Source organism: Aeromonas sp. QDB68, from assembly GCF_027707405.1.
Lineage (GTDB): Bacteria > Pseudomonadota > Gammaproteobacteria > Enterobacterales > Aeromonadaceae > Aeromonas > Aeromonas caviae.
The window spans coordinates 8,157-27,584 of record NZ_JAPCIQ010000053.1 but is presented as its reverse complement, the minus strand read 5'-3'; the positions used below and the strand labels follow the sequence as shown (position 1 = coordinate 27,584).

General features: G+C 62.4%; 16 protein-coding genes and 2 tRNA genes. 5 read left to right on the top strand and 13 right to left on the bottom strand.

What is annotated here, in order from left to right; translation table 11 throughout:
- The first annotated feature begins 39 nt into the window (after positions 1 to 39).
- Positions 40 to 600, top strand: a complete 561-nt coding sequence (locus PG892_RS14805) for a hypothetical protein (protein ID WP_080988556.1) — start codon at positions 40 to 42, stop codon at positions 598 to 600.
- 72 nt (positions 601 to 672) lie between these two features.
- Here PG892_RS14805 and PG892_RS14800 read toward each other — a convergent pair whose 3' ends face one another.
- From PG892_RS14800 to cmoM, 9 genes are all read right to left on the bottom strand, one after another.
- Complete coding sequence (locus tag PG892_RS14800) at positions 673 to 1,164, bottom strand: SixA phosphatase family protein (protein WP_113978501.1); 492 nt, start codon at positions 1,162 to 1,164, stop codon at positions 673 to 675.
- Positions 1,165 to 1,506: 342 nt separating this feature from the next.
- A complete protein-coding gene (locus tag PG892_RS14795) occupies positions 1,507 to 1,815 on the bottom strand; it encodes a putative quinol monooxygenase (RefSeq protein ID WP_042879252.1) in 309 nt (102 codons plus the stop codon).
- Positions 1,816 to 2,080: 265 nt separating this feature from the next.
- Positions 2,081 to 2,566 (bottom strand): GNAT family N-acetyltransferase, encoded by a 486-nt coding sequence (locus tag PG892_RS14790; protein ID WP_049636016.1) that lies wholly within the window; start codon positions 2,564 to 2,566, stop codon positions 2,081 to 2,083.
- A gap of 16 nt (positions 2,567 to 2,582) precedes the next feature.
- Positions 2,583 to 3,056 carry a cupin domain-containing protein gene (locus PG892_RS14785; protein ID WP_052816254.1) on the bottom strand — a complete coding sequence of 158 codons (474 nt, stop codon included), beginning with the start codon at positions 3,054 to 3,056 and terminating at the stop codon, positions 2,583 to 2,585.
- Between the two features lie 288 nt (positions 3,057 to 3,344).
- Entirely contained in the window at positions 3,345 to 3,731 is a 387-nt protein-coding gene (locus PG892_RS14780; RefSeq protein WP_052816256.1) for a septal ring lytic transglycosylase RlpA family protein, read from the bottom strand.
- A 150-nt stretch (positions 3,732 to 3,881) separates the two neighbouring features.
- Entirely contained in the window at positions 3,882 to 8,309 is a 4,428-nt protein-coding gene (mukB, locus tag PG892_RS14775; protein WP_223916838.1) for a chromosome partition protein MukB, read from the bottom strand.
- Between the two features lie 45 nt (positions 8,310 to 8,354).
- Positions 8,355 to 9,092 (bottom strand): chromosome partition protein MukE, encoded by a 738-nt coding sequence (gene mukE, locus PG892_RS14770; protein ID WP_029314572.1) that lies wholly within the window; start codon positions 9,090 to 9,092, stop codon positions 8,355 to 8,357.
- Positions 9,073 to 10,392, bottom strand: coding sequence for a chromosome partition protein MukF (mukF, locus tag PG892_RS14765; RefSeq protein WP_270825537.1), 1,320 nt, complete (start codon positions 10,390 to 10,392; stop codon positions 9,073 to 9,075). Before mukF ends, mukE begins: the two co-directional genes overlap by 20 nt.
- 114 nt (positions 10,393 to 10,506) lie before the next feature.
- Positions 10,507 to 11,283, bottom strand: coding sequence for a tRNA uridine 5-oxyacetic acid(34) methyltransferase CmoM (cmoM, locus tag PG892_RS14760; RefSeq protein ID WP_270825536.1), 777 nt, complete (start codon positions 11,281 to 11,283; stop codon positions 10,507 to 10,509).
- A gap of 128 nt (positions 11,284 to 11,411) precedes the next feature.
- Here cmoM and elyC point away from each other — a divergent pair, with 128 nt between their 5' ends.
- The 4 genes from elyC to PG892_RS14740 all read left to right on the top strand — a co-directional run bounded on the left by elyC (position 11,412) and on the right by PG892_RS14740 (position 16,766).
- Entirely contained in the window at positions 11,412 to 12,197 is a 786-nt protein-coding gene (gene elyC, locus PG892_RS14755; RefSeq protein ID WP_270825538.1) for an envelope biogenesis factor ElyC, read from the top strand.
- Positions 12,198 to 12,332: 135 nt separating this feature from the next.
- The gene (gene tpiA / locus PG892_RS14750) at positions 12,333 to 13,088 is read left to right on the top strand and encodes a triose-phosphate isomerase (RefSeq protein WP_029314576.1); all 756 of its coding nucleotides are present in this window, start codon (positions 12,333 to 12,335) and stop codon (positions 13,086 to 13,088) included.
- 143 nt (positions 13,089 to 13,231) lie between these two features.
- Positions 13,232 to 14,203: a 6-phosphofructokinase gene (pfkA, locus tag PG892_RS14745; protein ID WP_010674852.1), complete on the top strand. Its 972-nt coding sequence runs from the start codon at positions 13,232 to 13,234 to the stop codon at positions 14,201 to 14,203.
- A 1,306-nt stretch (positions 14,204 to 15,509) separates the two neighbouring features.
- Positions 15,510 to 16,766: an amidohydrolase gene (locus tag PG892_RS14740; RefSeq protein ID WP_114523022.1), complete on the top strand. Its 1,257-nt coding sequence runs from the start codon at positions 15,510 to 15,512 to the stop codon at positions 16,764 to 16,766.
- Positions 16,767 to 16,837: 71 nt separating this feature from the next.
- Here the strand turns inward: PG892_RS14740 and yjjG are convergent, their stop codons facing one another.
- From yjjG to PG892_RS14720, 4 genes are all read right to left on the bottom strand, one after another.
- On the bottom strand, positions 16,838 to 17,518 hold the full coding sequence (yjjG, locus tag PG892_RS14735; protein ID WP_010674855.1) for a pyrimidine 5'-nucleotidase: 681 nt from the start codon (positions 17,516 to 17,518) through the stop codon (positions 16,838 to 16,840).
- A 33-nt stretch (positions 17,519 to 17,551) separates the two neighbouring features.
- A complete protein-coding gene (locus PG892_RS14730; protein WP_223916836.1) occupies positions 17,552 to 19,036 on the bottom strand; it encodes a M17 family metallopeptidase in 1,485 nt (494 codons plus the stop codon).
- A gap of 144 nt (positions 19,037 to 19,180) precedes the next feature.
- Positions 19,181 to 19,257: transfer RNA gene (locus tag PG892_RS14725), tRNA-Met, on the bottom strand.
- A gap of 96 nt (positions 19,258 to 19,353) precedes the next feature.
- Positions 19,354 to 19,428, bottom strand: a tRNA-Met gene (locus PG892_RS14720).

Genomic DNA, 19,428 nt, shown 5'->3' with positions numbered 1-19,428 from the left:
CGCGAGCAGCTATCACCCAGTAATGGGAATCCCCCTCCTGTGACGCGAAGCGCTAAGGTGGGGGAGGATGTCAACAACCACAAATACGCCGAACAGCTGGAACGCTCCGGCTGCACCCAGGTGACCGAAGCCCAGGGCTGCGATATTCACAAGAGCAAGGCGGAAAACGCCAAGGCAGGATTTGGCACCGCCGCCCCGGCCGCCGACGGCGGATTGAACATGAGCTATGAGCAGAAGCTGGAGCGCTCAGGCTGTACCCAGGTGAGCGAGCTCAGCGGCTGTGACATCAACAAGAGCAAGGCCGAGAACGCCGCCGCCGGATTTGGCGCCGCCCCCGCAGCGGCCAGCGCCAGCCCCTACGCCGGCAACGGGGTCGCCACCTTCCCCGAGACGGGCGCCACGGTCGCGAACATCCGCATCGATGACAAGGATCAGGTGTGGGTCAACGACAAGCAGGTCAGTACCAGGAAATCCGACGGCGCCCTGGTGTTCAAGGAGGGCATGGTCATCTACACCATCCAGGGGGATCGCCGCCTCAAGGGAGAAGATGGCTGGGTCGACAACGATGCGGGCACCAAGGGGCCCATCGCGGCCAAATGACCCCGTCACCATCACGACAAGGGGAGCCGCGGCTCCCCTTGTCGTTTCTGCATGCCTGCAACCGACGCCCCCCTACCTCTTCTTCGGGAAGTCCAGCACGGCCACCACCGGCGAGCAGGACGGGAGCGCCGACCAGGAGGGGGCGTCGAAGATGAAGCGGGCGACGGCACAGGTCGGCATGCGAGTGATACCGGAGGAAAAGCCATGAGCCAGGTCGGTGAAGGCAGGATCATGACCCACCAGCAGTACGCAGGCGAGATCATCTGAAAGCTCCCCCACCACCCCGAGAAGGGTCCCGGCATCGCTCTCGTAGAGGCCCTCGTCGATGACGATGCGGTCCGGGGAATAACCCAGCTCCCCGGCAAGCAGCCGGGCGTTCGTCAGGGCCCGGCAGGCGGGGCTCGAGAGGATGAGATCGGGCTTCACCCCAAGGTGCGCCAGACGAGCCCCCATCAGGGGCGCATCGCGCAGCCCGCGCGCAGCCAGCGGACGAGCGCGGTCAGACAAAGACGCGTCTTCCCAGCTCGACTTGCCATGGCGTACCAGGATCAGGGTTCTTCTCATGACGCACTCCCTGGTTGATCAGGGCCACAGGCGGCCCCTCAGACAGCCCCCCGTTTGCCAGCATGAAGGGGCAGGAGCACCATGGTCAGCAGCACACCTTCTACCCCCCAGCCTACCTGTTCCCAGTGTACTGTCTCCCCGGTCAGCATGCCGGTGAGCAGCACAGTGGCGCAGATGAGGGTCCAGCCGGTCAGGTGGAGGAAGGACTCCCCCGGTAGCAGCGCTTGATCAGGATGGGGTTCAGGGCCATGGCCACACAGCCGAGCAGGTAGATGCGATTGCCGGGAGCGAGGCTGAAGGCAAAAAGCCCGATGAGGGGACCATCGGGCTCTGCGGCAAGGATCAGGGGCTCACTTCTTCCATGAAGACAAGCCGAAGGGGTTCGGCCAGCAGTTCGTCCGCCTGGCGAGCGAAAGCCTGGAAATACGCGGTCTCACAGTGGGCATCCAGGGCGGCCTGACTCACGAAGGCTTCCCGCATGTAGAAGGTGCCGGGTTCATCCTTCAACTCGAACAGCACGTAATCGAGGTTGCCCGGCTCCTGGCGAGTGGGGTCAATCAAGGTAAGCAGGGCATCGCGAAGGCGCTCTCCCATGCCGTCACGGGCCTTGAGCACTGCGATCGATACCAGTTTGTCTGTCTCTTTTTTCATCCAGTTTTCTCCGTTGTACATCGTCAACACGCCAGAGAGTGCAACCTGGACAGCGATTTATACTGCCGGATGCTCCCCCATCAGACGTTGCCCAGTGTAGGCAGGACGGTGGGGGCCATATAGGGGGGCAGAATGAACACTGTGTTCAACGGGGTGGATAACCACGCCGTGCACGGAGGAACAAACGAGCGGGAGGGATCATGGCGCAAAGGGTGGCAACGGGACCCGCCAGGAGGCGGCACGGCTTGCGGCCCCCTGGTCCAGGCTAAGGGCCTGCAGACCAGCGCTCAACGTCAAGGCAATAGGTGGTGAAAGGGTGTTCGCCCAGGCGCGTTTTCCTCACCCAGATGGCCCGTCTGGCGAGGGACAGATAAGGCGGGCGGGTATCCAGCAAGTGAAAGAGTATCGTCCGATGGCCAAGCTCCCTCGCCCACCCCATCATCTCGTTGAAAATCGCCACGCCGCTTCCCCAGCCGGCCTTGGCGAGCACGATGGCAAGCTCCACCCCCTCGTCATCGGGCTGGATACCGCACCACCCCGCCAGGGTGCCGTCGAGGAAGATGGCGCGCACGCGGCAACCTGGCCGGGCGTCGACTCCCAGCTTGTACGCCATCCAGTCGCGCACCCCGGCCACATCGAAAAGCGGGTGAGGGATCAGGTGCTTTCGCAGCGTCTCGTCGTTGAGCAGCGGCAGAAAATCCTCTGCCCTGACAGCAGAAAAGGGGCTGAACACCATGGAGGTCTCTCTCATTGCCCGAAGAGGCACCCTAGTAGGGGGTGCCATCCTTGTGTCTGGCTGACCAGGCGCCATCGGCACCCTGTACCAGGGCCAGATCGTCGTCGGGATAGTCGACGGTGTCCCCTGGCAGCCTGTCCCCCACCTCGAGATAGACGGCGTCCACCTCACCGTGGTTGAGCAACTGGTGGGCCAGGCCGCTGCCCCCCTTGAAGCCGATGCACTCCCCCGGCGACATCCGGTACTCCTCCTCCCCGTGGCGCAGGGTGGGATTGCCCGAGAGCACATAGACGAACTCGTCCTGCAGGCCGTGATGGTGCTTGAGCGCCGAGATGGCCCCCGGTGCCAGGGTCGTCAGGTTGACCCCGAAATTGGCAAGGCCGAAATGATCCCCCAGCCTGCGCCGGGTGCGGTGCTTGACCAGGGAGGCAAAGGGCTCCGGATAGAGGGACTTTGCCTTGTGCTCGGGGATGGCCGTTGCCTGAATGGCACGCTTGTCAGCCATGTTCTGATCCTCCCAGTGAATGACGTCTCTCTTTATAGCCTGCGCCTTAGCGGCGAAACATGGGCAGGGGGTTGAAAGGGTGTCTCACACACCATGCCATGCCCGGTTGCCGCCAGATGGCAAAGACACCCTGTTTTTCGTTTGGCTATCTTAATGGCACACCGGAAAATGGGAAGTCGCGTTGGCGACCTCACCAATGGAATGAAGAAGATGGCCCGCGATCACCGGGAAATGCCCTCTTCCAGCGGCCCGGGTATGGAGGGGCACCGGCACATGCAGACCCGGTGACTAGAGCACCTCAATCCTGACCTTGATAAGCCCGGATCGGGGATTGCCGATGGCGCTGAACGCCGCCCTGGAGAGATCGATGATGCGCCCGCGGGGGAAATTGCCCCTGTCGTTGACCCGCACCACCACGCTCTTGTCGTTGGCGAGGTTGGTGACCCTCACCAGGGCGCCAAAGGGCAGTGTCATGTGGGCGGCGGTGTTGGCGTGGCGCTGGTAAGGCTCCCCGCTGGCGGTGCGCTTGTTGTGGTAGCGATCGGCGTAATAGGAGGCAAGCCCCGTCTGGGTATAGCCTCGCCAGTTGCCCGCACTGCCTGCATCAGGGTGGCTGCTGCAGGCGGCCAGCAGCAGGCACAGAGAGGCCAGCAGCCCTTTTTGTCGCGTCGTCATGCGTTGCTTCCTCGATGGGACAGAGCGACCAGCATCGCCAGTCAGGCTTCCGTTAACAGGGGCCTACTCTCTCACATTTCCCATGGAAAACGGGAGGCCCAAGCCTCCCGTTTTGCGTATCGCTCCGTCAGCCCCTGTCAGGGGAAGATGTCAGGCGATGAGCTTGTCGTCGGCGAAGCCAAAGCCGCGCAGCCCCACTACATGCACATGCTCGTGCTTGCCCTGCACCTTGCGGATGAGCTTGTAGGTGGTGCCCTTCTCGGGGCTGATGTTCTCCGGCGCCGCGATGAGGAGCTGCATGTCCTGCCGCTCGCACAGCTCGAACAGGGTGGCGATGGATTTGCCATCAAGCCGTGCCGCTTCGTCCAGGAACAACAGGCGGCAGGGAGCGATGTCCTTGCCGCGCAGACGGCGGGACTCCTCCTCCCAGCTGATGAGCACCATCAAGAGGATGGCCTGACCGGTGCCGATCGCCTCGCCGGTGGAGAGGGCGCCGCTCTCGGCCCGCAGCCAGCCGTCAGCCCCGCGCTGCACCTCGATCTCCAGCTCCAGGTAGTTGCGATAGTCGAGCAGCACGTCCCCCATCACCTGATAGTTGCGCTCCCCCTGCTCCACCTGCGGGTTGAGACGCTGGAAGAGCTTGGCCATGGCCTCGGAGAAGCTGAGCTCCTTGTCGGCGAAAAGATCGTTGTGCATGGCGCTCTGATCGGCGAGTGCGGTCAGGAGGCGAGTGTGGGCCTCGCGGATATTGACGTTGAGACGCACCCCGCGCACCAGACCGAAGGCGATGTTCTGCAGGCCCTGGTTCAATACCCGGATGCGGTTCTGCTCCCGGCGGATGATGTTGGTGATCTTGGCCGCCACCTCGTGGGAGGAGAGGGACAGATGGGTTTCCCGCTGCTTGAGCTCGTCGGCGAGGCGCGCCAGCTCGATCTCCATCTCCTCGATGGCTTCCACCGGATCGTCCGAGCGGATGATGTCGTTGCGGATGCGATCTTTCAGGTAACGGTAGACCTGCACATAGAAGGCGACCTTCTGCTCGGTGCTGCGGTTGCCTTCCGACAGACGCAGCGCATCGCGCAGGGCCTCGTCGTGGGCCACCGCCACCCGCAGGGCGCCGAGGGCCTTGTCCGACATGGAGCGCAGCTCGTCGCTGTCGAGGTACGCCAGCTCGCGCTTGTTCAGACGCTTCTCGACGTCGGTCTCCCGTGCCAGACGCACCACCCGCGACCAGCTCGCCTTGTGACCCACCAGGGATTTGCGGGCGCTGTAGTAATCCTTGCCTTCGAGCTTGAGACGACCGCCAAGGGACTCGATTTCGCGCTTGCACACCTGCAACTGGGCCTCGGCGCTGGTGCGGCGGGTCCGGGTGCGGATAAGCAGCTCTTCAATCTCTTTCTTGTGGGCACGGGCCTTCTCTTCCATGTCATCCGACAGGGTCAGCCCCATGGCCGCCAGCTCCTGCTCGAACTCCGCCAGGGTCTGCCCCTTGGCCGAGGCGCTGGAATCGAGCGCCGTGCGCAGTTGCAGCGCCTCGGTGTGGCGCTGGGTGATCTGCTTGTGCTGCTCACCGGCGGTGCGGGCGGCAAGCTCTGCCGCCTTGAGCTTCTCTTTGAGTCGCTCGCTCATCTCGGAGGCCTTGCCCAGCAGATCTTGCGCATCCTGATAGGCAAAGTGCGGCAAACGGGCCACCAGCTGATCGAGGGCGTAGCAACGGCGCTTCTGCTCGGCCAGCAGGTCGCTCACCTCGTCAAAGGCCGCCTGCAGGGCCGCCAGATCCTGGGGATCCTGGCGCAGCACCTGCACCATGGTTTCCAGTTTTTCCAGCGCCTTGCCGTGCCTGGCGATAAAGGCTTCGGCTGTTTTAAGGGCCTCCACATCGGCGTGAGCCGCCTCGAGGCGGGCCGCCAGGTCTGCCTCGGCAAACAGGTGGGCAAAGGGCAGCATCCCCTGCACCAGCTGGATATGGCGGGTCAGCTGGGCGGCGGCGGCTTTGGCATCACTCAGCTGCTTGTCGCACTCGGCGATGGTTTCTTGCAGCTTGCGCTGCTCGTGCTTCTTGGCCTGCACCTCGGCTTCGGGGTCCGGGCGGAAGGCGATATCCAGATGCTGGCCGATAAAGTCGCGGAAGTGGCCGTAGAGACGGTGGTACTTCTGCTGCTCGAAGGCGGCCTTGGCGTAGCCCTCGATGAGGTTTTCCCGCTCAAGATCGAGCTGCTCGATCCGTTTTTCCCGGGCGGCGCGGCCAAACAGCGGCAGCTCGGGGTAGCGGGAGAAGCGCACCTGACGTTTGCTGGTGCGCACCAGCACGGCGTCCCCCAGCTCATCAGCTTCCACCAGATCCTCGTCAAAGGAGTCGGGGTTGCCCTGGATGAGGTAGATATCTTCCGGGCAATCTTCCAGCTTTTTCAGCCGCTCGATGGCGCCTTCGAGGTCGAGCACCACCAGGGCGCTGCGAGCCGGGCCGTAGAGCGCGGAGTAGTAAGGGGCATCATCGATGGAGATGTCGTCATAGACGTCCGAGAGCAGCACGCCCCCCACCTGCTCGGCGATGCGGGCAAGACGCGGATCCGCCTCGCCGGCACCCAGCTGCAGGTTGCGAATTTGCATCTCCAGCGCCTGTTTCTGGCCCTGAATGCGGTTGCTCTCCTGCTCGAACTCCCGCTCCTTGTCGAGCACGCTCTGCATGCCGGAAGAGAGTTCTTCGGCGGTGGCCAAGGCCAAGCCACTCTGCTCGCGCAGTTGCTCGAGTTTTTCAAAGGATTTGAGCCAGCGCGGGGCCAGCTTGGTCAGCTCCGCGATATCGCGACCCAGCTGAGTACCCTGATGCTCGAGGCTGGCGCGGCGCTGATTGGCCTCTGCCTGCTGCTCGGAGAGCTCCTCCTGGCGGGTGCGCTGGGCTTCGAGGAAGATCTCCAGCTCGTCCTGGCTAGCAATGTGCTGACCAGACGCCTGGGCCAGCTCGTCTCGCAGCCGCAAGAGCGTCTTCTGGCTTTCGCTCTCTTTCTCGAGGCGAGCCAGCGCGGCGCGCAGACCCTGCCCCTGGGCAATGCGGGCCTTGTCTTCGATGTGGCGCTTGAGCAGCGCCTGCGCGGTGGGCCAGGCAGCCTCGCGCACTGTCTCGGGTGCGATGCTGAGCAGCAGCGTCAGCGCCGCTTCGTGTTCGGCCACCGCCGCCTTGGCCAGCGCCAGCTGCTGCTCGGCCCCCAGCACCCGGCTGGTGAGGCTCTGCTCGGCTGCGCGGAACTGGTGCAGGGTGTCGCTCGCCTGCGCAGGCTCGAGCCCCGGCAGTTCGCACTGCTCGCGGGCGTTTTCCAGGGCCTGCACCGCCTGACGGTACTGGATGGCGCGGGTCTGCTGGATATCGAGCGCCTGCTGGTAGTCGGCCAGCTGGGTCTTGAGGCTGTCCACCTCTGCCTGGGCCAGCTCCTTGCGCTCCTCCACTTCCAGCAACTGGCCGTGGATCTCTTCCACCACCGCCTGCTGCTGCTCGAGCTTGTCGTTGAGCTCCGCCAGATCGGCGCGATAGAGGGCAATCTTCTTTTGCAGGGCCACGGCCGCCATCACCTTGGCCAGGTGCTCGGCGGCGGACTCCAGCTCGTCGGTCAGGAGCTTCTCGCGGTTGGTGAGCTGATCCACCTCGTCCGCCAGATAGATGGCGCGCTGCTTCTCCTCGGCCAGCAGACGGCGTTTGCCGGCGAGCTCAGAGCGTGCCTTGAGGGCCAGCTCGGAGAGACGGCTCTTCTCGGCGGCGCCCCGCACATACTCCGCGGCCACATAGTGGGTGGTCTCGGTGATCAGGTTCTTGAAGAGATCCCGCTGACCTTGGGTCTCCTTGATGGCTTCCAGGGTGCGGCGGTTCTCGTAGATGGCCGCCTCCATGTCCTGGAACGCCTTGCGTACCCCGGAGTTCTCCGGCAGCAGGTATTCACGCAAGGAGCGGCTGATGGAAGACGAGATACCGCCGTAGAGGGAAGCTTCGATCAGGCGATAGAACTTGCCGCGATCCTTTTGATCCCGCAGTTTCTTCGGGGTGATGCCGAACTCGAACATGAAGTTGTGATAATCGGTCACCGTATTGAACTTGGCGACCTTGATGGCGCCGAGCTCCGCTGCCGCCCCCTTCAGATCAGCGAAGGCACGTACCCGACCCTTGCCGTCGTCGAGCTTCTCCAGCAGCAGATCCGTGGGCGCCAGGTGTTCGGGCACATCCACCAGGGCGAACGGAGTGATGTTGACCTTGTTGTCACGGTTGGCCACCTGTTCGAGGTGCACACCGACCCAGATCCGCTGCTCGCGGCTGTTCATCACTTCCAGCAGCGAATAGCAGTGGCCACGCTGCAGCTTGCCGTAGAGCCCCTTGTCGCGGGACGCGCTGGAGGAGCCCGCCTCCGTGGTGTTACGGAAATGGAGCAGTGACTGGTCGGGAATGAGGGCCGCGATAAAGGCCGCCATGGTGGTGGACTTGCCCGCGCCGTTACCGCCGGACAGGGTCGTGACCAGCTGGTCGAGATCGAAGGTGCGGGCAAAGAAGCCGTTCCAGTTGACCATGGTCAGGGATTTGAATTTGCCTCTCACGCCACACTCTCCATCAAACCGGCAGACACCATCAGTGCCGGCACATTAACGTTGCAGATCATCTTCCACCTCCAGCTCCAGCTGCTCTTCGTCCAGATCCTCTTCGATATCCTCGAACAGGGAATCGCTGCTCGGCATCTCGTCGTCATGGAAGATGGCTTCCCCTTCCTGGATCATCCGCAGTTGCACCGCGCGGGGATCCTCGTCGGAGCGCACATCGGCGGCGAAGCGGAACACGGATTCGTTGACCCGGAATTTGTCGCTGTTGCCAAGGGGGGTGATCATCCCGAGGCGCTTGAGGCGACGCATGGAGGTGCGGATCTTCTCGAGGAGCTTCTTCTTGTCCAGATCCGTGCCGCCGGAGCGGCTGTTGACCATGCGCAGCAGTTGCTTCTCGTCCGCCAGACTCAGCACCTCTTCTTGCAGCTCGCCCATGGCGAACACCCCTTCAGAGGCAAGCCTGTCCGGGCTCAGGAACAGGTAGCAGAGCACCTTGCCCACCAGCATATCGAGCTCAGATAACACTGTTGTACCGATGTCGGCGCTCGGGCGCGGACGCAGGTAGAAGAAGCCTTCCGGCGCCTTGATGAGTTCCACCTGATAGCGGCCGTAGAAGATCTCCAGCTCCTGGTGGTACTCCACCAGGGCAGAGTGCTGCTCGAATTCGTCGGCACTGATGTGGCGACCGGAGCGCAGGGCGGTGTCGATGCGCGGAAACAAGGGGTTGGCGATGGCCTCTGCGAGGCGCAGGGGCAAGGGGAATTCAGTATTGATCGATGACATAGGCCTGAACCTTGGATCCAGCTTGGTTGATGGGTTTCCATGCGGGTTGGCGGTGGTGCTCGCGCTCACCGCTGGCATGGCCGAGACGCACGGCCTGATCGATCAGGAGGCGCGCCACGTCGAAGTGGGCATGGGCCGGGTAGTCCAGCAGGTATTCCCGCAGCACGTCGGCAAGATCCAGCCGATCTCCCTGCTCCGGATAGCGGGCCAGGTAGCGCTCGATGTGCTCCGCCAGCTCCTGGTTGATGTCCACCATCTCTACGTACTCCATCTCGAGGGGCACCTCGCCGGTCACCTCCTCGTCGTGGATGGCGATGGTTTCATCCCGCAGCTCCAGCAAACGGGGCTCTTCGGCCACCCGCAACAACCAGCTGTGCTGCTCGAAGTTGCGGATGGATTCCCGCAGCCGCTGGCTGAAGGCGCGGTTCTTGTCCATGTCGATGGCGTTGCGGATGAACTTGTGGACGTGCCTGTCATAACGGGACCAGAGCTCGATGCACTGCTGGCCCCAGGCGGTGATGACATCCAGACGCCCCTGCAGGGCGTGGGTCAGCTCCTCGACGTGGAACAGATCATCGCGCCCCTGGGCCGCTTCCTGAATGTTGAGCAGCCCCGCCTGCAGGCGGTGGCCGGCGGCGTCCAGGGTGTCCTGCAACTCGCGCAGGGTCTGGCCGGTCTCGTGCAGGAGCTTCTCGCAGCTGTGGATGGCATCGACCCAGTTCTGGGTCAGCAGGGCCGCGATCTCGCTCTTGACCTGGTTTTGCTGCTCGTCCATGGCGCGCTGGGTGAGATCGATGCGCCCGAGCGTCTCTTCCAGGGAGAAGGAGAGACGCGGCAGCACCTCGGCGTCCCACTGCTCCCGGGTGTTGGTCTCGAGCGCCGCCTTGCGGGCGGTGTCGAGCTCGGCCGCCAGGTGCTCGAGCAGGATGGAGAGCTTGATGGAGTCCACCTGGCGCTGATCCATGAAGAAATCGACGATGCTCATGCCAAGGCGCGACAGGCGGTAGAGGCTCTCCCCCGCCACCATGTCGGTGGTGAAACGCGACAGCAGTTGCTGACGAATGAGATCGTTGATGGCGTTGTTGGCGCGACCGGTGAGGGTCTCGTCCATCTGGCCGAAGGCACTGCTGACATAGCCAAAGGCATCGTGCAGCGCGGCCTCCGAGAGATCAGACTCGTCCTCGGAGAGCGTCTTGATCGCTATCAGAAAGGCCAGCCTGTCGGTGGGGAGGTTCAGCGCCAACCCCTCCTGTCTGACCCATCCCACCGTCTCTGGCAGGGTACGGGATGTACTCATCATGACGTTATCATCTCGTTGTTATAGTCGGCAGGTCTTCGCCCGCCGTGGTGATATAGGCCGGGGTCGGTGGCGCCCCGGCGGCTGGATCCCGCATCGTATTCACGCCGGTGGGGCTCAACCGGCCGGTTTCTGGGCCATCACATGGATGTAGCGCCCCAGGGAAACAAAGGGCTCCTGGCGGCAATATTGCTGCTCCATGGCCAGCAGGTCCTCGAACTTCTCGACCTGATCCTGCTTGTGGCACATGTAGTCGTGGATGACACGCACCCCGGTCTTGCCGATGATCCGCAATCCCCCCCGGCCTATCCAGTCATAGACCTGCTCCGGCAACTGGGGATTGGTGGGTGTCAGGGCTGTCTGGCGTTTCTTGCGAAGGCCCAGGCGCACATAGTCAAAATTGCCCACCACCAGGCTCTGGAACAGGAGACCGTGACGATTGTAAAAAAGCAGCGACAGTATGCCCCCTGCCTTGACGAAAGGGAACAGACCCAGCAAGGTCTGGCGCGGCTCGGCGAGCCACTCCAGTACCGCGTGACAGAGCACCAGATCGAAGGTGCCGGTCACCTGGTGCTTGAGATCCTGAATGGGGCAATGGATGAGACGAATTCTGTCTTCCAAGCCCTTCTGGGCGATCTGCTCCCGGGCCAGATCCAGCATTTCTGCCGACAAATCGCACAGCTCCACCTGATGGCCCATGGCCGCCAGTTTCTGGGCGAAGTAGCCAAAGCCGCCGCCGGCATCCAGGATGCGCAGCGGCCGGCTGCCCAGGCGCGCCAGGCAGGCTTCGATGTCACTCCAGACAATGGTGGTGCGAATGCGCCCCTTGGTGGAGTCGTAAATGTTGCGAGCGAACTTGTCCGCGCGCCCGTCAAAACTCTGATCTTGCTTCAAGACACACTCATCTTCGACCGCCCCGCCATGAGGGCCGCAGGAGGAACCACACAGGATTGGGCCACAGGAAAAAAGAGGGGTATTCTGTCACATCCCGAATTTGCTGAAAACTCAAGGACGTGTCTGTCGTGTTCGAGCTCAACTTCTTTGTCATCAAGAAATGGCTGGGCCATCTGCTGATGCCGCTCCCCTTCTCTCTCTCCTTGTTGGTGCTGGCGCTCGTGCTGCTCTGGTTCACCCGCTTTCAAAAAAGCGGCAGGCTGCTGGCGACCCTCTCCTTGGTGATCATTGCCCTGATGGGGACGCGGCCGGTGAGCTACGAGCTAGCCCGCAGCCTGGAGCAGACCTATCCCCCCTTCGAGGTGAGCCTGCATCCGGACATCCAGGCCATCGTCGTGCTGGGCAACGGTCATGTGAGCGATCCGGCCATCCCAGAGCGCGCCTGGCAAAACAACATCTCCCTGGCGCGCACCCTGGAAGGAGTTCGCCTGGCCCTGGCCTATCCAGAAGCCGAGCTGGTCTTCTCCGGCGCCGTGGCCGGGGATCCCCTGTCGAACGCCGAGGTCAACGCCCGCATGGCGGCCAGCCTTGGCATCCCGCGTGCGCGCATGACGTTGTTTGAAAACAACAAAGACACCCATGACGAGGCGGTCAGCATCGCCGCCCACCTCAACGGCAAGCGGGTGGCACTGGTGAGTTCGGCCACCCACCTGCCCCGAACCATGGCTCTCTATCGCAGTCAGGGACTCGATGCGGTGCCGGCTCCCACCGATTACACCGCCAAGCAGAGTCAGGAGCCGCAACCCCTCTACAGCTACCTCCCCAAGGGGCGTTATCTGATGTATTCCGAGGCTGCCATTCACGAGTGGATTGGGGTATGGTGGGCCCGTTTGCGTGGGCAGGTCACCGAGTGAGCAATCGCGCCTTGCATTCCTGATTTGGATCAGGAAAGCGAAAAAAAATTACGTCATTTGCCGCCGGGTCAGCTATCTTGGGCTCGGTTCAATTCATATAATGTTGCGCAATCAAATGCCTAGGAGATATAGAAGATGAGACAGCACCTGGTAATGGGTAACTGGAAACTGAACGGCACCAAGGCTTCTGTAGAAGCCCTGATCAAAGGACTGACCCCGGCCGCTGCCGCTCATCCTTCCGTGCAAGTGGCCGTCTGCCCGCCGGTTATCTTTTTGGGTCTGGTTGAACAGCTGACCGCTGGCAGCAAGATCGCCTACGGTGCCCAGAACGCCGACGTTCACGAGTCCGGCGCCTTCACCGGCGAAAACGCCCCCTCCATGCTCAAAGCCTTCGGCTGCACCTACTCCCTGGTCGGCCACAGCGAGCGTCGTACCCTGCACGCAGAGACCGACGACGTGGTGGCTGCCAAGTACGAAGCCATCCAGAAGGGCGGCCTGATCCCCGTGCTGTGCATCGGTGAAACCCTGGCCCAGTTCGAAGCCGGTACCACCAACCAGGTGGTCGAGACCCAGCTCAAGGCCGTGATCGATCGCTGCGGCATCGCCTCCTTCGAGAACGCCGTCATCGCTTACGAGCCGGTATGGGCCATTGGCACCGGCAAGACCGCCACCCCGGAGATCGCACAATCCGTGCATGCTCACATCCGTCAATACCTGGCCGGTTTTGATGCAGCCGTGGCTGCCAAGGTACAGATCCTGTACGGCGGCTCCGTGACTGGCGCCACCGCTGCCGACCTGTTCGGCCAGCCGGACATCGACGGTGGCCTGGTGGGTGGCGCGTCCCTGAAAGTGGACGACTTCTCCCAGATCATCGCTGGCGCCGCCAAGTAAGCGCCAAGCAAAGAGGGGCCCCGCCCCTCTTTGCATATCGCTTTCCTATGGACCCTCTCGCCATAGGAAAGCCGATATAGTAAAAGCGGCCAGCCGTATTTTTCAGAATCTTGATTTTCGACAACTCAGATCCAGAGGCACTCATGACCAAACAAATCAAACGTATTGGTGTTTTGACCAGTGGTGGTGACGCACCGGGTATGAACGCAGCCATCCGCGCCGTGGTGCGCGCCGGTCTGCATCATGGCCTGGAAGTTTACGGCATCTATGATGGCTACCTCGGTCTGCACCAGGACCGTATCGTCAAGCTCGAGCGTCACAGCGTCTCCGACGTCGTGAACCGTGGCGGTACTTTCCTGGGCTCCGCCCGTTTCCCCGCCTTCAAGGATCCGAAAGTCCGTGCCGAAGCGGTCGAAAACCTGAAGAAACACGGCATCGACGCCCTGGTGGTCATCGGCGGTGACGGCTCCTACATGGGTGCCAAGAAATTGACCGAAGAGGGCTTCCCCTGCATCGGCCTGCCGGGCACCATCGACAACGATATCGCCGGTACCGACTTCACCATCGGCTTTGATACCGCTCTGAACGTGGTCGTGGACGCCATCGACCGCCTGCGCGACACCTGCAGCTCCCACCACCGCATCTCCGTGGTCGAGATCATGGGCCGCCACTGCGGCGATCTGGCCATGTCTGCCGCCGTTGCCGGTGGTGCCGAATACGTGATCGTGCCGGAAGTGGCCTTCGACAAGGAGAAGCTGCTGCAACAGATCAAGGAAGGGGAAGCCAAGGGCAAGAAGCACGCCATCATCACCATCTGCGAGCACGTCACCGACGTCAACGCCCTGGCGAAAGACATCGAGGCCATGACCGGCCGCGAAACCCGCGCCACCATCCTGGGTCACATCCAGCGTGGCGGTTCTCCTACTGCCCGTGACCGTATCATGTCCAGCCGCATGGGTGCCTTCGCCGTCGAGCAACTGCTGGCAGGCCAGGGTGGCCGCTGCGTCGGCATTCAGGGCAACGAGATGGTGCACCACGACATCATCGACTGCATCGAGAACCTGAAGCGCCCGTTCAACCAGGAGCTGTACGATCTCTCCACCACCCTGTTCTAAGGGCTGTGGTCTGACAAAAAACCCTCCTCTGGAGGGTTTTTTTATGCGGGCTCCTCACCCCCTCCTCCCCCTGCGGGGGCCCGACTATCCACTGGCCACTATCGCCATGTCTTACCCCTAGCCCGGCGGCCCTGAGCCTCTGACCCCACGACCTTCTCCTTTACTTCTTTCCCCCGCTTTTCTGCTTGCTCACCTTGTTCGCGACGGGTCTGGATAAAGGCCTCGGTGCCGCAGTGCCACGGCCCTGCGCCAGGCCTCCCCCGTCCTTCATCCCATCACACTGGCACCATATAGCAACCCGGGTGGCCGACGATATCGCCCGCTTCCCCTGCGCGCGGGCCCAGTGGCTCGTCCCCCCAAGAAAACAGCGAAAAACGGGGCTTCCGGCCACCCAAGGCCCCATGAAGATCGAACCCCTATTTTCCCGCCTTCCCCCTTTCCTTCCATGCTCCTTTGACGGCCGTTTTGTCGTTTTTCCGTACTCTTTTTGCTCCCATCCTGTTTGGGATGAGCAGAAAATTGAGCCTTCATCGGATAACCCTGGCTGGCAACAGCCTTGCAGACTGGGATTGGGACACGCGTCGTGAGAAAACATGACATGGGATGACAAAACCTGGCTATCGGCCACCAACTTCCCTATGACGACATCAATTGGCACATCCCGCAGGCCATTTTGATGCCGAAAAATGGAGATCACCACAAAGACCCCAATCGGAACCACAAAGAAAAGAGTCACAAGAACAACGTAACTCAATGTATTTAAAGACTTTACATGCATCCACTTTCACTGGCATCACCATAAAACCCTTCTCAGGACAAAAAACGCCCCTAAACTTGGGAAAATGCGGCCATATTTCACCACTAAACCATTTTTGCCCCATAATTACATTTTTCGTTGTTTTATCGTTCTGTTGTGGTATCTTGGTTCCATCATGAGCCAACCAAGGGAGATAAAATCATGAAAGAGTTCGTAGTTACCGCCGTTTTCACCGTGTTTTTCACTCTGGTTGCCGTCTCCATGCCGTCGCTGGCACAGCTCTAAGTCGGTCAATCAGCCATCTGCCACCTCTGCACCAGAGGGGTGGTTCAAAAAACAGACTGCAATATGGGTTTTTGACGTGCTCTGGCAAAGGATGATGCCAAGCCATCATTGAGTGCGATCTGCGCATACAAAACGACCTCGTCGACATCCATGCCATCTTTCAAGGGGAGCCCGGGCTCCCCTTGTCGCATCTCCCCCTGCGGGATTTACTCTTGCCCCCCTGCCCGTCACAATGGCCGCTGGATTTGCCACGCAGGAACCACCATGACTCAGGATGCCTTGCGCCACTGGCGCCGCGACCTTCATCGTCACCCCGAAGCCGCCTGGTGTGAATTTCGCACCACCACCCTCATCGCCCAACACCTCAGTGAACTCGGTTTCTCCATCATGCTGGGGGATCAACTGCTCGCCAGCACCCTCATCATGGGACGGGAAATAGACGTCGAGGCCCAGAAGGCCCGCGCCCTGCACCAGGGGGCGCATCCGGAGTGGCTGACGCGGATCGACGCACTCACCGGCGTGATGGGACTCTGGGAGAGCGGGCGCCCCGGCCCCACCCTGGCGTTTCGCTTCGATATCGATGCGGTGGAGGTCGAAGAGAGCCAGGAGGCGTCACACCTGCCCGGCCAGGGAGGCTGGCACTCCGCCAACCCGGGCTGGATGCACGCCTGTGCCCACGACGGTCACACCGCCATCGGGCTGGTGCTGGCCGAGCGGATCGCGGCCCTCGCCGATCGCCTCACTGGCCGCATCAAGCTCTTCTTCCAGCCGGCTGAAGAGGGCTGCCGAGGCGGCAAGGCGCTCGCGGCAGGGGGGCAGCTCGACGACGTGGACGCTCTGCTGGCACTGCACATCGGCATTCACGCGAGCAGCGGTGAGCTGGTGGTCAACCCCACCGAGTTTCTCTGTTCAACCAAATTCGACGTGGAGTTCATGGGGCAAGCCGCCCATGCGGGGCTCGAGCCCAACGCGGGCCACAATGCCCTGGCAGCGGCCTGCATGGCCACCACCGCCATGCTCGGCATTCCCCGCCATCGGGACGGCATGACCCGCATCAACGTGGGGCAGCTCAACGGCGGCAGTGGACGCAACGTCATCCCGGGCCATGCCCGCCTGATGGGGGAGACCCGTGGCGCGACGCCGGCCCTCAACGACTACATGTTCAATCAGGTGCAGCAGATTGTGGAGGGGGCGGCCCTGATGCAGGGCGCGACCTACCACATTCGCAAACAGGGGGAAGCGATCGGCATCGAGAACAGCCCAGCCCTCATCGAGGAAATCGTGCCTCTCGCACAGGGGAATTCCCTTGATACCATCCACACCCGCCGCTTCGGGGCCAGCGAGGATGCCGGTTTCCTCATCGAGCGGGTACAGCAGCACGGCGGCGAGGCCGCCTATCTCATCCTGGGAGCCAACCTCGCGGCCCCCCACCATCATCCGGAGTTCGACTTCGACGAAGCCGTGCTGGCCCCCGGAGTGGCCTTGCTGGAGGCCTGGCTGCTCGCCCGCCTCGGCCGCTAGCAGACGCCGGATGCAAACAAGGCAGCCCATGGGCTGCCTTGTTTTTTTACACCCTTGCGGGCATAGGGGACCTACTCTCCCAGCACGATCGCGCAGAGATGGGCGAAGTGGTGGATTTCGTGGGTCGCCTCGCACGGACCTGTCTCCCGTCCCGGGTTGTACCAGCAGGTGGCAAGCCCCTGGGCGGCGGCACCGGCGATGTCGGTCTTGGGATTGTCCCCCACCATCAACACCCGCGCCGGGCTCGGCTGACCCATCTGCGCCAGGGCATGCTGGAAGATGGCCGCCGCCGGCTTGGTCACCTGCACCTCGTCAGAGATAACGAGAGGCTCAAACCAGCTGTTCCAGCCCAGTTTGTCGAGGCGCCCGCGCTGGGGCAGGCTGAAGCCGTTGGTGATGATCCCCATTCTGACCTTGCTCTTCAGGGCCTGCAGGGTCTCCTCCACCCCCTCCAGCGGCACGCTCAGGGCGATGATCTGCTGCAGGAAGGTCTCGTTCATCGCCATGGGCGCCACGTTGACCTGCTCGGCAAAGAGCGAAAAACGGGTCTGCTGCAGGTGGGTGGCGTCAATCTCCCCTGAGTTGTACTGCTGCCAGAGCCGCTGGTTGAGGGCATGGTACTCCGCCATCTTGGGGGGAGTCGGCGCCACGCCGTAGATCTGCAGGGTTCGCTCCAGCGCCCTGGCGACCGGAAAATCGAGCAGGGTTTCGTCCAGATCGAACAGCACCCAGTCATAACTTGCTTGTTTCACGCTTGTCCTTATTGATTGTGCTTGGCCACGTTGTCATGCGTCGGGCGCACCCATCCCCAGAGGGCTGTCGAGCAGGGTCAGGGTCAGCCTGACACCAAAGCCGGTTACCTCGCTGCCCACCACGCCATTGCCCCCCTTGTTGCGAAAACCACTCAGGTCGAGGTGCAACCAGGGAAGCTCGGCGGGCACGAAGCGCGTGAGAAAACGGGCGGCATCGATGTGATCCGGGGAGGCGCCCGGCGCGCACTGTAACAGATCGGCCCACTCGCTATCGAGGTTGTCATCGTAATCCTCGTCCAGGGGGAAGGGCCAGACTCGCTCCCCGCTCTGCTGTCCCAGCGCTATCAGCGTGGTGAGCCACTCGGGGCGGTTGGTGAAGGCGCCGCTGTAACGGCTGCCGAGCGCCCGTTTGCAGGCGCCGGTCAGGGTGGCGTAGTCGATCAGCAAGTCGGGTTTGTCCCCGGCCGCCAGGGTCAGGGCATCCGCCAGCACCATGCGACCCTCGGCATCGGTGTCCACCACTTCGATGGTGGTGCCGTTCAGCGCAGTCACCACCTCACCGGGCCGGAAGGCCTGCGGGCCGATGTGGTTCTCAGCGATGGCGAGCCAGCAGTGCACCTCAATGGGGAGTTTCGCCCGGCTGATGGCCAGCAGTGTGCCAAGGGCCACCGCGCTGCCCCCCATGTCCAGGTGCATGCCATACATGCTGCCACCGACTTTCAGGTTGTAGCCACCGGAGTCGTGGCAGATCCCCTTGCCCACCAGCGCGACGCGGCGCACCGGGTTGGCCGGACAGTAACTGAGCCTGACGATGGCGGCCTGACCGTCCGCCGAACCACGGGCCACCGCCAGGAAGGCGCCAGCCCCCTTCTGTGCCAGGGTCGTCTCATCAAACTCCTGCCACTGCCACCCCTCCTGCTGCGCCAGCTCCCGGGCATAGGCCCGGTAATGACGGGCATTGAGCTCAGACGCTGGCAGCACCGCCAGGTGGCGAGCCAGACCATTGCCTTCGGCTTCTGCGCTCAGGCGGGCCATGTCCAGCTCGCAAGGGGGGGAAAGTTGCAACTGCTGATAACCCGGTCTTGTCGCCTCACTCCGTTTCTGGGTCGGCAGGGTCACATCGGCGGCGAGCAGGCAGGCGAGCACCACCCTTGCCAGTTGCGCGCGATGCTCATCGTCAAAGCCCTCCAGATGGAGCGCCAGGTGCGTCGCCTTGAGGCCCGCCAGCGAGCCCACCCAGCTGCGCACCTGCTTGTAGAGCCGATGATCCAGGACCGGGCGGGCATCCATGAAGATCACCCGTTGCAGCCCCTGACTGTCGTCAAGGGAATAGGGGGCCTTCTGACCCAGGGCTATCTGGGTTGCCACGGCGGCAAAGGGAGGCGTCGCCAGCAGGGTATCGCGCGCTGAGTCGGCAATGAGCAGGAGTTTGACGGCAGCCGACCCTGCCATTACTTCGGCGAGGGAGGTGTTCTGCATCGTGATTTGGGGAGAAGAATAGCTAAAAGGGGTCATCACAGGGTGCGGCCTCATCCATGAACAGAAAGCAGGATGATACCGAACAAATGGCGAGAGGGATCGGAAAAACACACATTATTGTGTGCAAGCAACAGATGCTGGAGGTAATCAGAGAGGTAATGCAGAAGAAAATCAGTCAGAAGTTGGTTGCGGGGGCCGGATTTGAACCGACGACCTTCGGGTTATGAGCCCGACGAGCTACCGAGCTGCTCCACCCCGCGTCCGAATTGCATTGCCACCACAAAAAGCAGAGCAGTTGCTTTTTGCTGTCTTCGTCTCCACCGCAGCGCTATGCGCTTGTCATGGATACAAATAGTTGGTTGCGGGGGCCGGATTTGAACCGACGACCTTCGGGTTATGAGCCCGACGAGCTACCGAGCTGCTCCACCCCG

Bases quoted from the DNA above. Each gene is read 5' to 3' on its own strand.
- PG892_RS14740 (WP_114523022.1), top strand. From the start codon at position 15,510: ATGACTCAGGATGCCTTGCGCCACTGGCGCCGCGACCTTCATCGTCAC.
- pfkA (WP_010674852.1), top strand. From the start codon at position 13,232: ATGACCAAACAAATCAAACGTATTGGTGTTTTGACCAGTGGTGGTGAC.
- PG892_RS14780 (WP_052816256.1), bottom strand. From the start codon at position 3,731: ATGACGACGCGACAAAAAGGGCTGCTGGCCTCTCTGTGCCTGCTGCTG.
- tpiA (WP_029314576.1), top strand. From the start codon at position 12,333: ATGAGACAGCACCTGGTAATGGGTAACTGGAAACTGAACGGCACCAAG.
- PG892_RS14785 (WP_052816254.1), bottom strand. From the start codon at position 3,056: ATGGCTGACAAGCGTGCCATTCAGGCAACGGCCATCCCCGAGCACAAG.
- PG892_RS14795 (WP_042879252.1), bottom strand. From the start codon at position 1,815: ATGAAAAAAGAGACAGACAAACTGGTATCGATCGCAGTGCTCAAGGCC.
- mukE (WP_029314572.1), bottom strand. From the start codon at position 9,092: ATGTCATCGATCAATACTGAATTCCCCTTGCCCCTGCGCCTCGCAGAG.
- PG892_RS14790 (WP_049636016.1), bottom strand. From the start codon at position 2,566: ATGAGAGAGACCTCCATGGTGTTCAGCCCCTTTTCTGCTGTCAGGGCA.
- mukF (WP_270825537.1), bottom strand. From the start codon at position 10,392: ATGATGAGTACATCCCGTACCCTGCCAGAGACGGTGGGATGGGTCAGA.
- PG892_RS14800 (WP_113978501.1), bottom strand. From the start codon at position 1,164: ATGAGAAGAACCCTGATCCTGGTACGCCATGGCAAGTCGAGCTGGGAA.